Source organism: Flavobacterium sp. (assembly GCF_039930565.1).
In the GTDB taxonomy this organism is placed as follows: domain Bacteria; phylum Bacteroidota; class Bacteroidia; order Flavobacteriales; family Flavobacteriaceae; genus Flavobacterium.
This window is the reverse complement of sequence record NZ_JBDTTP010000089.1, coordinates 1-15,227: the sequence shown is the minus strand read 5'-3', so window position 1 is coordinate 15,227 and position 15,227 is coordinate 1. Positions and strand designations below refer to the sequence as shown.

Annotated in this window: 14 protein-coding genes; 2 read left to right on the top strand and 12 right to left on the bottom strand. The window is 31.3% G+C overall.

What is annotated here, in order from left to right; all coding sequences use genetic code 11:
* Positions 1-55 precede the first annotated feature (55 nt).
* From atpB to ABI657_RS16980, 9 genes are all read right to left on the bottom strand, one after another.
* The gene (atpB, locus tag ABI657_RS17020) at positions 56-1,231 is read right to left on the bottom strand and encodes a F0F1 ATP synthase subunit A (RefSeq protein WP_348098466.1); all 1,176 of its coding nucleotides are present in this window, start codon (positions 1,229-1,231) and stop codon (positions 56-58) included.
* 118 nt (positions 1,232-1,349) lie between these two features.
* Positions 1,350-1,760: a hypothetical protein gene (locus ABI657_RS17015; RefSeq protein ID WP_348098465.1), complete on the bottom strand. Its 411-nt coding sequence runs from the start codon at positions 1,758-1,760 to the stop codon at positions 1,350-1,352.
* Positions 1,761-1,793: 33 nt separating this feature from the next.
* A complete protein-coding gene (locus ABI657_RS17010; RefSeq protein ID WP_348098464.1) occupies positions 1,794-2,021 on the bottom strand; it encodes an AtpZ/AtpI family protein in 228 nt (75 codons plus the stop codon).
* Positions 1,987-2,400 carry a polymer-forming cytoskeletal protein gene (locus tag ABI657_RS17005; RefSeq protein WP_348098463.1) on the bottom strand — a complete coding sequence of 138 codons (414 nt, stop codon included), beginning with the start codon at positions 2,398-2,400 and terminating at the stop codon, positions 1,987-1,989. Before ABI657_RS17005 ends, ABI657_RS17010 begins: the two co-directional genes overlap by 35 nt.
* Before the next feature lies 1 nt (position 2,401).
* Complete coding sequence (locus ABI657_RS17000) at positions 2,402-5,017, bottom strand: tetratricopeptide repeat protein (protein ID WP_348098462.1); 2,616 nt, start codon at positions 5,015-5,017, stop codon at positions 2,402-2,404.
* Positions 5,018-5,106: 89 nt separating this feature from the next.
* Positions 5,107-5,802: an ABC transporter ATP-binding protein gene (locus tag ABI657_RS16995; RefSeq protein ID WP_348098461.1), complete on the bottom strand. Its 696-nt coding sequence runs from the start codon at positions 5,800-5,802 to the stop codon at positions 5,107-5,109.
* 82 nt (positions 5,803-5,884) lie between these two features.
* Positions 5,885-7,345, bottom strand: a complete 1,461-nt coding sequence (locus ABI657_RS16990) for a DUF5687 family protein (protein WP_348098460.1) — start codon at positions 7,343-7,345, stop codon at positions 5,885-5,887.
* 146 nt (positions 7,346-7,491) lie between these two features.
* The gene (locus ABI657_RS16985) at positions 7,492-8,184 is read right to left on the bottom strand and encodes a hypothetical protein (RefSeq protein WP_348098459.1); all 693 of its coding nucleotides are present in this window, start codon (positions 8,182-8,184) and stop codon (positions 7,492-7,494) included.
* 3 nt (positions 8,185-8,187) lie between these two features.
* A complete protein-coding gene (locus tag ABI657_RS16980) occupies positions 8,188-8,523 on the bottom strand; it encodes a helix-turn-helix transcriptional regulator (RefSeq protein ID WP_348098458.1) in 336 nt (111 codons plus the stop codon).
* A 130-nt stretch (positions 8,524-8,653) separates the two neighbouring features.
* On the opposite strand from ABI657_RS16980, the gene ABI657_RS16975 reads away from it, so the two are divergent.
* Both ABI657_RS16975 and ABI657_RS16970 read left to right on the top strand, forming a co-directional pair.
* On the top strand, positions 8,654-9,706 hold the full coding sequence (locus ABI657_RS16975; protein ID WP_348098457.1) for a ferredoxin--NADP reductase: 1,053 nt from the start codon (positions 8,654-8,656) through the stop codon (positions 9,704-9,706).
* 411 nt (positions 9,707-10,117) lie between these two features.
* Positions 10,118-10,363, top strand: a complete 246-nt coding sequence (locus ABI657_RS16970; protein WP_348098456.1) for a hypothetical protein — start codon at positions 10,118-10,120, stop codon at positions 10,361-10,363.
* Positions 10,364-10,394: 31 nt separating this feature from the next.
* On the opposite strand, the gene ABI657_RS16965 is transcribed toward ABI657_RS16970, so the two are convergent.
* The 3 genes from ABI657_RS16965 to ABI657_RS16955 all read right to left on the bottom strand — a co-directional run bounded on the left by ABI657_RS16965 (position 10,395) and on the right by ABI657_RS16955 (position 15,226).
* Entirely contained in the window at positions 10,395-11,156 is a 762-nt protein-coding gene (locus tag ABI657_RS16965; protein ID WP_348098455.1) for a GLPGLI family protein, read from the bottom strand.
* 94 nt (positions 11,157-11,250) lie between these two features.
* Positions 11,251-14,031, bottom strand: a complete 2,781-nt coding sequence (locus tag ABI657_RS16960) for a TonB-dependent receptor (protein ID WP_348098454.1) — start codon at positions 14,029-14,031, stop codon at positions 11,251-11,253.
* 193 nt (positions 14,032-14,224) lie between these two features.
* Complete coding sequence (locus tag ABI657_RS16955; protein ID WP_348098453.1) at positions 14,225-15,226, bottom strand: glycosyltransferase family 9 protein; 1,002 nt, start codon at positions 15,224-15,226, stop codon at positions 14,225-14,227.
* Between the last annotated feature and the right edge of the window lies 1 nt (position 15,227).

Here is a 15,227-nt window from a genome sequence, read left to right as displayed (position 1 = left end):
ACTAAAGTTGGAATTGTTCCCATAACTATTTATATATATAAAATTAAACTTCTAATTAAATGATTGCTGTCTCATCTTCATGATGATGTGCGTGATCATGGTCCTGAACTGCCATACCAATAAACAATGATGATAACATTGTAAAAATGAAAGCCTGTAAAAATGCAACTAAAACTTCGATAACCGAAATAAATAATGTCAATCCCATAGAAATTGGCAAATCTGCAGCTAAATTTTTACCTACGAAAATCATCGCAATCAAACTCATAATTACTACGTGACCTGCAGTAATATTAGCATACAAACGAATTAATAATGCGAATGGTTTTGTCAAGGTTCCTAAAACCTCAATTGGGGCAAGGATAATTTTCATTGGAACAGGAACTCCTGGCATCCAGAAAATGTGTCCCCAATAATCTTTGTTTGCACTAAATTGTGTAATGATAAAAGTAAAAGCTGCCAAACAAACTGTAATAGCAATATTTCCTGTAACGTTAATTCCTAGTGGTGTCATACCTAATAAGTTTAACAACCACACAAAGAAAAATACGGTTAACAGATAACCCATATATTTTCTGTATTTTTTCTCACCAATATTTGGAACAGCGATTTCGTCTCTGATAAAAATAATTAGTGGTTCTAAAACCCTTCCAAATCCTGTTGGGATTGGTCCTTTTTTATATGATCTGGCTAAACCAGTAAACATTAATAATAATATTATTGAAACAAAAAGCATTGACACTACATTTTTTGTAATAGAAAAATCTAATGGTTTTTCGTTTTCAGGATGTCCGTGCTCATTGAACTTAATTGTTCCTGCAGCATCTGTTTTGTAAATTTTACCATGAACTAATTTGTAGAAGTTTCCGTCAACTTCTGCAACTTCTTCACCGTGGTGTAATTTTGAAGAAGAGAAAATTTTCAAACCTCCATCAATAAGTATTACAGGCAATGAGAAACCATAATGTTTATTTTCCTTTTCATCTGAAAAGAAAACAAAATCGTGAGAATCCTGTAAGTGATGATCAATAAAAGCGTCCACTTTTGCTTTTGGATCAAGTGCTGCATGCTCTCCCTCCACCACAGCAGTGTCGGAAATTACTTTCTCTTCGTGAGCGGCTTCAGTCTGTACATGCGTTGAGTCATTCTCTGAATTTGCAAAACTCATTACTGGAGAACAAGCTACTATAGCTGCAAGAATAAATTTGAGCGGTTTGTTTGAAATCACCATATCTGTTAAAAATCTTATTTTTTACGTTTCTAAAATTTGGTGCAAAGGTACATTTTTTATTAATATTCAAAAGGATATGAAAAATTATTTTTGAACCTTCTTTTACAGAATTGCTAATTTAAGGCTTTTCATTTAATAATCGGACAGTTAAAAGTGTCTCAAATAACAAAAACAAAATAAATGTTATAAAAAAATTGATTTTTTCAACAATGACCTCCTCAGATTTACTTTCTAAAATCGGTCGCAAAATTAAATATCCCAATAACATTTGTGTGAAAGTTCCAAATAAGAAAGCCATTCCAACAATTTCAAAATTCTTCTTTTTTACTATTAATAATATAAGGTATAACAATGCGGATATTCCAAAAAATATCAGGTATAGAAATTCTATAGTATAAAAGAAATTTTTAGTGTTTATTTCTAAAACCAAGAAAGTAATCCGATGTAAAACATATGCTGCTACTGCTAAAAAGAATAGTTGTAAAAATGGTTTGTAATTTTCAAAAAGCATCTCAATATTTTTTTGCAAAGATGCACTATTTATTGGCAGCTACTTAAGTAATTATTTTGTCTTATTAATTTCGTTGACCTGACGAATCACATTATATAAAGCTATAGCTACCCCTACCATTACTAATACATTACTATAATTTATTTTAACACTTGGGTGATTCTCATCTAACCAATTGCCAAGATATCCAAACAAAAAAATAATCAATCCCATCTGAACAGGAATATTAATCAATGCTATCCACTTATTCCTCTGATTTTTGTTCGGCTCTTTTTCCATCTTTTCCAGTTACTTCCTTTTTAGGATTTATTATCATCGTACAGGTTGCTGTAAAATTGGCCCCGGGTTCTATCGAAAGCTGACCCACTATAACTTCTCCATGAATCTCCGCGGTTGCTTTTATATTAAGGACTTCAAGAACTTTAATTTTTCCGTGAAATATTCCTTCTATATCAGCATTATTACAAATAATTTCTCCTTTTATAACTCCTGCCTGACCAATTACAAGTTTTCCCTGTGAAGTAAAATTTCCAATCAATTCACCATCTAACCTAAAATCAGCTTTCGAAACAATGTCTCCAACAATTGATGTTCCTTCAACAATCCTGTTGGTTTTTCCTAAAAGTTCAGTTCCTGATTTTTTGACTTTATCAAACATGCTATGGGGTTTTTGGGGCTAAATATTTGTCAATATTCTTTTTAATCTGAATTATTTTATAATTGTCGCTGGATATAATAATAGGAGGATGTACAATTTTATATTTTTTATCCTCTTTTAAAACACCTGCTACATCATGAGCATATGCTTCAGACTTTATACCATGTATAACAAAAAAACTTTGTGTTTTATTGTATTTATCAAATGAAGTTGTTAATCTTTCGAAATTTTCAACTAATAAAAAAACCCTTATGGCTTCTTTAATTTTTTCAGCCGTCTTAGTATCATTATTAGGAACTGAATATAAAATTTTCCAGTTTTTATTATCCACTGTGGTAAAATCAAGTTTTTCTAATGCCGGAATTTGTTTTTCAAGGATTTCACGTGCATTTTTACCTTCTTCACTATTCGGATAATTATCTGCAACTTCTTCAAGACCTTTTTTATACGCTGCTAAACCATCTACTTTTCCTATTGTGCTTGCTTTTAACAATACAAATTTGGATACGATATCATCACCTGAATATTGATTTATTAAATTGTCAATATTTTCCAAAACCGTATCAAATTGTTCTTGCTCATATAATTTGTACCATTTTTTATATTCTTCATCAGGAGAAATATTAGACTTATCGTCTGCTCTATTATTGAGTATCTGAGCATATCTCGAATTGGGATATGTTGTAGAAATGTCCAATTTAACGGCTTCTGCTTTTGCTGGGTTTGTAATTTGATAAATCTTATATAAATTATATTTGGAAGGCAAAATCCATTTCTCTTCCGGATTATTGCGTAATAATTGTTCAAACTTGTTGCTGGCCAAATCGTATTCCTTAAACTTTTCCTTATAAATCAATCCTAATTGATAATAGGCAAAATTGCGCTCTTTCCCAATACTATCCATTGCAATTTGTGTTGTGGGAAGTTTACTTTCGTAAAAGTCTGTTGTATATTTTTCAATAACAATTGAATCTTTTAATGCATTGGCAGCATCCTGATTCACACTTATAGAATCTTTTGATGTATCATTCCCGGATTTTGATGATAACCTCCAGTTACCTGCTGAAACCCTATTTCCCCAGTTTTTCTTGAATTGTAATTTACCGTAGGCAACAGTCGATGGGTTATAAAAATAAAAAATACTTGCAGTTTCATTTCCTGAAGGCGGATTAAAGTTTCCTGCCGGTTTGATTTGTTGATTATTTCCGGTTGATTGCGGATTTATTGCCACAGGACCATTATCTGCATTGGTATTTTGCTCAATATTGGCTAATCTTTCATTCTCTTTTTCCTGTAGAATTCGATTGGCTTCATCTTTCTTTTTAAGTTCTGAAATATAATTTTCAAAATATAATTTTCTTTCAGGTTCTGATAAGCCATGAACCATAATAATGCTATCATTGCGTTTTGCAATTGCTTCGTATTTGATCACATTATCCAGGTTATTTCTGTTTTTTTCTATATAAGCAAACTCCCTGGTTTTAGGGTCCAATTTTACTAATGTACTATCATAATATTTGGCAGCCATTGTATAATCAGTATTTTTAAAATACATGTTACCAATATTCCGGTATGTCGATGCTATTAGGTAGGAGTCTTTAGATTTTCTCTGCAAAGAATAATTATAAAATTCAAGTGCTGCTTTCTGATCCTGATTTTTATCAAAATAGACGGCCATTTCATAAAAAAGCACATCATAATACGGCCTGTTTTCTCGATCTTCAACAAGCTTAGTGTAGGTTTCTATGAATAACTCATGGTTGCCGTTTTCGTAATCAAACATTTGCGCCTTTTTTGCATAAGCATGCATCATGTATTTTAGATCTGCTTTTCGATTCATATCAATCACACCGTCATAAAAATAAGCTGCGCTGTCTTTTTTCCCGGCTTCCTGATACATTTGTCCTAAAATGAAACGGTATCTGGCTTTGTCTTCGTTTATTTTGGTGAACTTTTCAGCTATTTTTAGTTTGACAACTGCGCTGTCTTTTTCTTCAAGATTTAAAAAAGCTTCTGCTAAAAGCGCATGTGCGTCTGAATATGTCTGTTTGTCTAAGTCGGTCTTCTTCAGTAAAAGATTAATGTTTTTTACAACTATTGCATCGTTTCCTAAACGCATATTTGTTTTTTCACGCCAAATTTTAGCCGTGTAAATATTACTGCTGTTAGGATATTTGTATAAGATATAATTAAAGGCATCCAGGGCAGGAATGAATCTTTGATCATAATATCTTGCTTTTCCAAGCATTAGATAAGACTCATCCATCTGGAAGTTTTTTTCTCTTCCCCCAATATTCATCGAATGTTTCTGAATGGCTTTTGTCGCTTTTGTTTCGGCAAGTTCAAAATCAGGGTTTTTAGCTTTTGCTTCTGCAGAAAAACTTTCATCAATCTGCATCTTTTCAATCGGTAAAAGTTTCCAGAAATTATCCTGATTGCTTGCTTTTATTGCTGCCAATCCTTTGTCAAGTGCAATCTGTCCATTATATAAAATATTATATTTGGTACTTAATGCATGTGAATTTCTGGATAAAAACGTGTTTTTTTTGGTAGAACACGCTATCAAAAAAAACACGAATATAAAGGTAAAACTATATTTAAAGGTATTGTTTTTCAATTAGAAAGAGTTTTTATCCTTTAACTTCTAAAAAGGACTTTTAGTATAAAATACCTTGTAAAAATACTCTTTTTTTAAAATATAAAAACTTATACAGCAAAAAACGCTTCGAGTTCCTGTAATGTTTCTTTTGAGGTTTGAATATCTTTTACAATTTCGCCTTTATTTAAAGCAACAATACGATCACAAACTTCAACCGTATGCTGCAAATCGTGGCTTGAAACCAAAACGGTAACATTGGGATTTTCAGCTAATTCCTTTATTATTTTTTTTAATCGGCTTACTGTTGTAGGATCTAAATTGGCAAAAGGTTCATCTAAAATAATTACTTCAGGATTACCAATAAGTGTGGCGATAATACCCACTTTCTTTTGGTTTCCTTTAGATAAATCACGCAGGTATTTTTTATTTTTCAGGATTTCTCCATTAAAAAATTCTTCGTGCTGTGTTAATAATGCATCTACGTCTGCTTTATTTTGGCCTCGTAAATCACCAATAAAATAAAAGTATTCTTCAGGAGTCAGATATCCAATCAGAAAACTTTCATCTAAAAAAGAACCTGTAAATGATTTCCAGTTTTCATTTGTATTTACCTGAATATTGTTGCTTGTAATGTTTCCTGTTGTAGGCTGAATCAAATCCAGCAATAAACTAAAAAAAGTTGTTTTTCCGGCTCCGTTGTTTCCTACTAATCCAAAACTTTGTCCTTTTGGGATTTCAAGACTGTTGATGTTTAAAACTGTTGTGTCGTTATATTTTTTTGAAAGTTGATTTACTTGTATCATGGTAATTTATATTTTTGAATTAAGATTTTAGATTTGTCAATTAAAGCTAATTATCTAATTGACACATTTTCAAATTGAATAATTAGTTCTTTTGTTTGTAAGCTAGAATCGTACTGTATTTTTCGATTTTATATCTTCTTTCGATAATTGAAAACACTTTATTTCTAAACACAAAACCCAAAACACCTGCTCCGGCGACTAAGGCAAGTCCTACTGTTTTATCTCCAAAATGAAGTCCAATCCAATACAACAATAAGGGCAATAATAATTTTGGCAAAGTCAATAGCATAGCACTCACATTGAAGGCTTTTTTATCGCCAAAAGCGCCGCTGGCATTACTTAAATCGATTGGAGTTTTTGTAAATGCTCCGCCTAAAAGGACCAGATGCGAGTTGACTCCGATATTATAAATTGCTCCAGCAATGATTGTCAGGTAAATTTCCAATCCATAAAAAAGATAAAATGATGCCAAAATAGTAGAAATAAAAGTAGCAAAAACAATGAGCCACCATTTTGCAGTAATGTAGCCGCGGTACGGAATATTTTGTGTCATCATTAATTGATAATAAGAGCTGTCCCAGCTTGGCACAAACTGTCCGAATACAAACAAAAATCCACCCGAAACAAAGATTCCTGCAAAAATATGCATGATGGCAGGCTGATGTGAGTTTCCAAAAAAGATCAGACCATAAAACAAAAAGAAAAAACTCATGATAAGCGTCGTTTTTGATCTTTTGTTTCTTCTTATCAATTTAATATCATTTTTAAGAAATGTTCCTAAAGTTCCAAACTGATTCAGCCAGGAAAGATTTTCGGTTTTGGCAATATCTTCTTTTTTAGATAATCCGGCATCTAAAAATAAATTGTTTTTGAAATATTTGAAAGTAAAACCATATAGTCCAATCAATATCAAAACGGGAATTAAAAATATTCCTTTTGTATGGTAAAATCCTTGAAAAATTGGTGTTGTAAAAGTAGTAATGTCAAACACATTATAGTATTGTGCAGCACCCAATGCAAGAGCTAATCCAATAAAAACAACAAATAATTTATCAATATTACTTAAAATAATATTTAGGAAATTGTTGCTATATATCAAGGAGAAAACCGCCAGAAGCCAAAAAATAATTCCAACAATATCATATCCCTCTATAGCCAAAACAATACAAAAAGGCAGAAAGAAAAGAGCGTGTATCCAATTAAAAAAAGACAAAGCGGTTTTACCCAGCGAGAAATGAACAATTGTTGGTTTTTTGAAAGGTAAAACCAAAAGCGGTTTTATGTTCAGCACCGGAATGGCCTGCATTAATAATCGGATTACTAAATCAAATAAAAAATAGTAAATCAAAAATTTATTGATCGTTAGTAAGGGTTCCAGGTTCATTTTTTTGAGGATGTAAAATGCCCCTACGCCCATTCCGATAAAAATTATCGAAAAATAGACCATCAAAAAACCCATTAAAATTTTCATCGCCAGATTGGCACCAAACGATGCCGATCTTGTAAAGGCTTTCCACTCGAGATAAATAAACTTTTTAATCATGGTTGTTTGGTTTTCAGTTTTGTAGTATGTAATCAAATGTATGAAAACGTTACAATTAATTTTTAGGTTGCTAAACTTCTATCAAAACTTAAGACAGTTATTAGCAATTTTAAACAAAAAACTCCAAATTCTCTTCAATCAAGTATTTACAGTTTAACGTATTCATAAAGCTCTTTGAATTGCTTTTGCATTTTTAAATGCTTCCTTAATAACCGAATGCCATTAAAAGCGTAACCAATATACAAGGCAACAAATAATAATGAAAAAAGATGTCCTCTTTTAATATCATATACTGATGAAACAGGATAAACGCTCACCATAATCATAAAAAAGTATACAACAATGAGGTATGCCTTTTTCTTATATATTTCTGAATAAGTGGTTTTAATTTTTGATTTAATAATAAATAATCTTCCACTGAAAAAAGTTATAAAAGATCCGAAAACTATTCCTTTTACGGAAGTTCTTAATATGGTTGAATACTCATCTGTTAAATAAATATCATAATTAAAAAGTTTAACAAACAACCCAATACCAATTATAATTGCACCCCATTTAAATTCGTTTTTAGTGATTTTTAAAACCTTATCCATATAAATTTTTGGACCGGAATGCAAAAAACCAACCCAAAAACTGGAAGTAGTAGGCTTAAATTGGTTTTTCCAACTTTCAATAACTTCAATAAAAGCTGTTTCATAATTACAATTATTTTCTGTGATTTTTGCTTCAATTTCTGATGCAATATGATCTGTTAATTCCAATTTTATATCGTCATAAACAATTCCGTTTAACAACAATGTACGCTCTATATTTGCTATTTGATTTAGTGTTAGTTTCATGTTTTAAAATGATAATTTTGGGTTTACTAAATTTTGCATATTTCTAATAAAATCTTCTAATTCATTCAAACGATTTGCCGTTTCCTTATATCCTGAATCAGTTAATTTATAATATTTTCTCATCCTGTTATCAACTTTTTCAATTTCTACTTCGAGCAAACCGTCAGCTTCCAATTTATGCAAGGCAGGATATAAAGCTCCTTCTGTAATATTAAGTTCCCCCTTTGTAATCAATTTTACTTTTTGAGTAATCTCATAACCATACATTTTCCCGTTTTTCTCTAATAATTTCATTATTATTGTGTTGAGACTACCTTTATATAAGTTTGAGTTTTTCATTTTGTTTGCTAATATTTAAAGCAAATATACATAAGAATCTTATACATAAACAATTTATGTAAGTAATTTTTCAAAAGATTGATTTCAAGATACCTTTTGTGTTTAGTATCTTTGCAGAAAATATTATATTATGCCTTCATTCTTAAAACTTATAATTAAAGAGGTGAAACGTGAAACTGCAGATGCAGTTTCCATTCTTTTTAATGTTCCCGAAGAACTAAAAACAGACTATAAATTTATTGCCGGACAATACATAAATTTAAAATTAACTCTTGATAATCAAGAAATTCGCCGTGCTTATTCTATTTGCTCATCCCCGGAAAGCGGAGAATTGCGAATCGCTGTAAAAGCAGTAAAAAACGGATTGTTTTCTCAGTTCGCCAATACCAAACTAAAAGCTGGCGATGTTCTTGAAGTAGGTCATCCGGAAGGAAAATTTACTTTTGAACCGGATGTGGAAAGACAAAAAAACTATGCCGCTTTTGTTGCAGGAAGCGGAATAACTCCTGTACTTTCTATTATTAAGTCGGTTTTAAAAAGTGAGCCAAAAAGCACATTTGTATTAGTTTACGGAAACAGAACTCCTGATGAAACTATTTTTCATCAGGAATTACACGATTTGCAATTGCAATATGTAGGTCGTTTTTTCGTGCATTATGTCTACAGTCAGGCTAAAGCCGAAAACGCATTGTTTGGCAGAATCGACAAATCTGCAGTAAATTTTGTGTTGAATAATAAACACAAGGAATTGCAATTTGATAAGTTTTATTTGTGTGGTCCTGAAGAAATGATCAATACGGTTTGCGGAATTTTGAAAGAGAAAAATGTAAAAGAATCCGCTATTAAGTTTGAGCTTTTTACTTCTTCCTCTCAGGAACATGAAATAACAACTTCATTGGAAGGACATACAAAAATCACGGTTTTGGTTGATGATGATGAAGTTACTTTTGAAATGTCTCAAAAACAAACTATTCTGGACGCTGCCTTAAAACAAGGAATTGATGCGCCCTATTCTTGTCAGGGAGGAATTTGCAGCAGCTGTTTAGCCCGTGTAACTTCTGGAAGTGCCGAAATGAGTAAAAATTCTATTTTAACGGATAATGAAATTGCATCGGGATTAATCTTAACCTGCCAGGCGCACCCAACATCAGATTCTATTTATGTAGATTATGATGATGTTTAGGAAATTAAATTTCTAATAATAAAAATCCAAAATCCAACTTCAAAATTGGGATCTGGATTTTTTTTGTGAACTTTTTTTGTCAGAATTTTATAATATTGTCTTTTCTGTTTTGAAAGTGCACTGTTCGATTTGAAAACGTTTTTAAATAATAAATAAAAAAGAACATGATATTTTAAATATTTTTTAAAAAACATCTCTAAAATTTATTATATTAGTACTATAATTTTTTTGATTGTCAACTTTTAAAACATTAAATATTATGGCAATGCATCACTATCTTCGTCTTTCTTTTATATTACTTTTTGTAATCACATCTCTTTTTTGTATTTACTTTATAATCAAAAAAAGAAGAAATAAAAAGGCCCTAAACTACTTTCAAAAGATAAGTATAGTTCATCAATTATTGAGGGAATGGCAGAAATACCAACCTCTAATAATAGCATTTTTAATATTTGGCCCTATGTAAGTGAATTAAAAGCAGCCAAAATTTTATCAAATAAGGTTAAAGAATCTGAATTGATATATAAGGTTTATAGAAATTCAACCGAAGATTTTGAACACGTTTTATTAGCTACTGAAAAAGAAAACCATTTTGTTAAAATTGTCGTTGATAGAAACAAAAAGAAAGCAATGGGATATCTTTTGCTTGACTTATGAAAATGATTAACTTTAAATAGAAACAGATAAATTATAAAAAAGCATTCCAAAAGAACATTTCTTTTCGTCTTTGATTTTCTTCTTTATCGTCACCATAACTGAACCAGTCTTTTGTTTTTTCTTCCAACAATGATTTTAATTCCACTAAATTATAGGCTTTTTTGGCTGCGATAGTTTTTATATCTGATGGGTTCGTGATTTCCAAATCTATTTTTGTTGCCATAAATGAAGTATACAATCTTGGAATTGTAAGTCCCAAAATCATTCCCGGCAAACCATTTATAGAACATGGACCACCGGAAATGGTTATATCATCTGTATAAAAAGCAAATACATATACGCCATCAACTCTTTTTCCTATGGCTTTCCGGCAATTATAACCTGCTATTTCCCTATGCTCATTTGTAATTTGCCACTCTATACTTTGTATACTGTCTGCTATTACAAAGTTAGTTCCTACTATTTGTTTCTGCATGTTCATTTTTCCTGATGTAAAATCATAATACCAGATATTTTCTTCATCTGCATCTTTTTCATGTTTTGGAATTCTTGTTTTCGGACTCCATCTGTTAAATTTATAAATGCTTTTGTTATCTGCAAAAGTAAAAGTGAAATAGGATATTTTTAAATCCGACAGGTTTTCTTTCATCATCTCGCCCCAGCTGTCATTGCTCATTGTTTTTTTGAGATTGGTATTTACCTCATATTCAATTACAGCCTTATCTATAAATTGTTGTGCCTTCGATGTGATTGCAAAAAGTAGTGCTGCAATAAAAAAAAGTAGTAATTTCATAATCTTGCTATTATTTTTTTTATCGATAATTTGGAATTACGTATCGATAAAATTGATTTTTTTAATATTCGTAAACTTTAGAACAGTCTCATAATTATTTTTTTGCTGCTCCGTCTTTGTTTTTAAAATTCCAGGTAAAGCCTACCATTGCATATCTTTTCAGCCTGTCATTTTGTTCCTCGCCTATAATATTTTCATACACATATCTTCTAATGCCAACATTCTGATTCAGAATATCCCTTACCATAATATAAGCCGTGAATTCATCATTTTTAAAAGTGCGCTGTAGTCTTGCGTTCCACAATTGATTCGTTAAATTCGTTGGAAAATCAACTGTTTTTTGACGGGAATATAAACTGTACTCTGTAGAGAGTTTCCATTTTTCCCTGAAATAAACCCCAATATCCAGGTTCAAATTATTAGTGTTGAATGATTTTATTTCATCATTTTGAGAAGTAGAATTTCTATTATTTGAAAAATAATTATTTAAATTAAATTCGTATTTCTTTTCTTTAAACTTGCTTAAATAAACTCCAAATCCTGAATTTAACGTATTGGTATTGTTGATTTTGTTATTAATACTAAGTACTGATTTATTATAATTAATACTTGGATTAAGGTTTACATATAAATCTAGTTTTTTTACCTTAAATCCATATCCAAAATAAAAATTACCGGAAAAATTTCCATTTGTATTGATGGGTGTGGTAATTGTTTTAGCACTTTCCGGATCTATATCTTTGTTATAAGAAATTAAATTAGAAGTCGTATTAAAAGAAATATTTTGATAAAATTGCGTTTCTGTCAAAATACTATAACTGTTATGGGATATGTTTATTCTATTAGTAAAAGATTGCTTTAAATCCGGATTACCTACAATCTGATTAAAGAAATCCTGATTGTTTCTCAAAGGCTGTAATTGATCAATAGTAGGCTGCCTGGTTGCACCCTGATAGCTGAAACGCAAATTACTATTGCTTTTGTATTTATAAGTAAAATTTGCTGCTGGAAAAAAGTTTGTATAGTGACGTTCGTATTCTTTATTTAATGTTTGATCCTGCAAATCAAATGAAGTGAAACCGAAACCACTTCCAAAACTATAATTTATTTTTTTAGAATTATAGCTCAATTTTATATTGGGTCTGTTGGTGGTTATGGTCTGTCTGAACTGGTTTGATAAAGAATTATCAATCAAATCATAGTTACCTGTAACATCAGAATAATTATAAGTCAGATAATTACTTTTGCCCGTGTTATGAGTAATTTGATAGCCAAATTGCAATGCAAAACTCTTAGTAATAGGTTCTGTGTAAGTTACATTTACTGCCAGATTTTGATTTGTTTTTTCTCCTGTTTTGTTTTGATCCACATCGTCTCTGGAGGCAAAAACACCTTCCTCATAACTTTCATTAGAAGATTTCAAAAAATTATTTGAATTTGTGTTCAGCGTATTCCAACTACCATTTACAGAAAAGGTACGACGTTCCTTGGCGAATTTATGTTTAAATAAAACATTGGCATTCAAAGATTGCTTGTCTGATTTTGTAATAAATGTTTTTTGCTGTTTGTTTTTTAATACTTCATTATTTCCTGTAGTAACTCCGTTTATAAATTCATCACTATCTGTCTCATAAAAATTAGTTTTGGCGGTAAATTTTATAGAATTTACAGAATCTAATTTTACATCATAAGCAGCATTTAGCTTAATGTTACCTCTGTTTACATTACTTACTGTTGATGTATTTTCGTTTAACTGAGTTTCTCCCACTTGTGTTTGGGTAGTCTTTCTATTGTTGTTGGTGTAAATTTGCTTATTATATTTTGGCGATAGATTCAGTGTTTGCTTATCATTCCACTTGTTGCTGTACTGAAGTCCTGCGTTAGTGTTTTTTATAAAGCCATTTTGAGTGTCAACATTTGGTTCTTCATCATTATTACCTCCTGTCCATTCATAGCTTACATTTCCATCGTCATCCATGTTCATGCTTATGTCATCACGTCCTCCAAATTTGTCGGTATCCTGCCAGCTGAGCCCATCCTGACCTGTGTTTCCATTTAATAAAAAGGCGGATAATTTTCTTTTGCCTTTAAAACTGCTAAACATAGAATTAATGTTGTATCGGGAATCAGCATCAGTAAAAGGCTCATTTGCTGCATCTATTTTACCAAAATAACCTTTCTTTTTATCTTCCTTTAATTTCAGGTTAATTGTTTTTTTTGTTTCGCCATCATCTATTCCTGTAAACTCAGCCTGATCGCTTTTTTTATTAAAAACCTGTACTTCTTTTACTGCATCTGCCCTTAAGTTTTTTACTGCCATGCCAGGATCATCGCCAAAAAATTCTTCGCCATCAACCAAAACCTTTTCTACAGTTTCGCCCATTGCTTTTATGGTACCATTTTTATCTACTTGTATCCCTGGCAGTTTTTTCAGCAATTCTTCTACGTTTGCATTCGCATCAACTTTAAAATCACTTGCCCTGTAACTTGTGGTATCTCCTTTAACCCTAATAGAACCCGTCTTTATTATTATTTCTTTCAGCAACTTCATTTTGCTTATCAAAGCGATTGTTCCAATGTTTTTTTCGCCCTCTTCAAGAAGTATTGAGTCGAGATAATCAGCATATTGACTATGAGTCGTCATCAGGATGTAGTTTCCTGCTTTTATATTCTTAATATTAAATTTCCCCTCTTTATCTGATCGGGTAAACTTGTATAGTATAGAATCTTTGGGAGTTAATAAAGCAACAACTGAATTATAAATGGGGGTCTTTTCGCTTTCATCGGTCAAAATACCTGAAAGATTTGTTTTTTGGGAAAATGATGAAAAAGAAAATAAGAAAAAAATTGCAATTGCTACTGTAATTTTTGGCATGAATAGTTTCTGGTTTATAATGTTAACATTATTTTTGCTTGGTTTGTAAGACCTAACTCACAGCCAGCCAAAGTAATATTTTTAACATCATGACGATAAACCGATTTGTTAAATAATTGATAAAATTATTCTTCCAAAAAAATGTAACTAGACCATTAAGAAATTATTTAAATTTCGATTAATTCAATTGCTTTCAGGGATTTAAAACGTCTATAATAGAATCTACAGTAATGGTTCGCATAGCGTCCTGATAACCTTCAACTATTTTGTTTCCATAGACAGAAGTGGGTATTTTAGGAAATAAATTCCTGTCGGAAACTAACCAATTTTGTGATGGTTGATTGAATGGTGCAAAACCGGCATAGGGATGTGTTGCGCCCCAAAGTGTAACCACTTTTACTCCCAGCATAGCAGCAATATGTGCATTGCCGGAATCCATGGAAAGCATAACATCAACATTGCTTATGAGTTGCAATTCCTGCTGAAATTTAATTTTTCCAGCCATATTTATTACATTTTCAAAAGGTTTTGAAAGGGAATCCAGAATTTCGATTTCCTTTTTGCCTCCACCAAAAAGCAGGATTTTATTGTTTGGATTTTGTGCTAATTTCAAAATAACTTCCGTCATTAAATCGATAGGATATACTTTAGAATCGTATTGTGCAAAAGGGGCGATTCCGATCATTTTTTGATTTTGACTGCCAATAATTTCTAAAATATCTGGGTCTAAAGTTGCTTTTTCAGGAAATACAGGATTGGATAAATCCAGAGGGAAACCCAATTCTTCAAACACTTTTACATGCCTTTGAAACATCGTTGGCAATTGTCTGAAAATTTTATTTTCTTCCCTTGTCAGTTCTTTTTTTTCTTTCCTTCCTTTATCAACTGTTGCTCTTTTTTTTCCGCTTAAAGCGAAAAGCAAACTCACAACCTTAGATCTAAGAACATTATGGAGATCTGCAAAAGCATCAATTTTAAACTTTTTAACGTCTTTATATAATCGCAAAAGTCCCAAAAAGCCTTTATGACGTTCTTTTTCATCAAAAGCAAAAAAATCCAGATTCGGTATTCCGTTAAAAAAAGGTTTAAAAAACGGACGGGAAATTACTGTGATTTTCACCGTTGGATACTGTTGTACCAAAGCGCGTAAAACAGGAACCGTCATGGCGACATCTCCCATTGCGGAAAGTCTCATG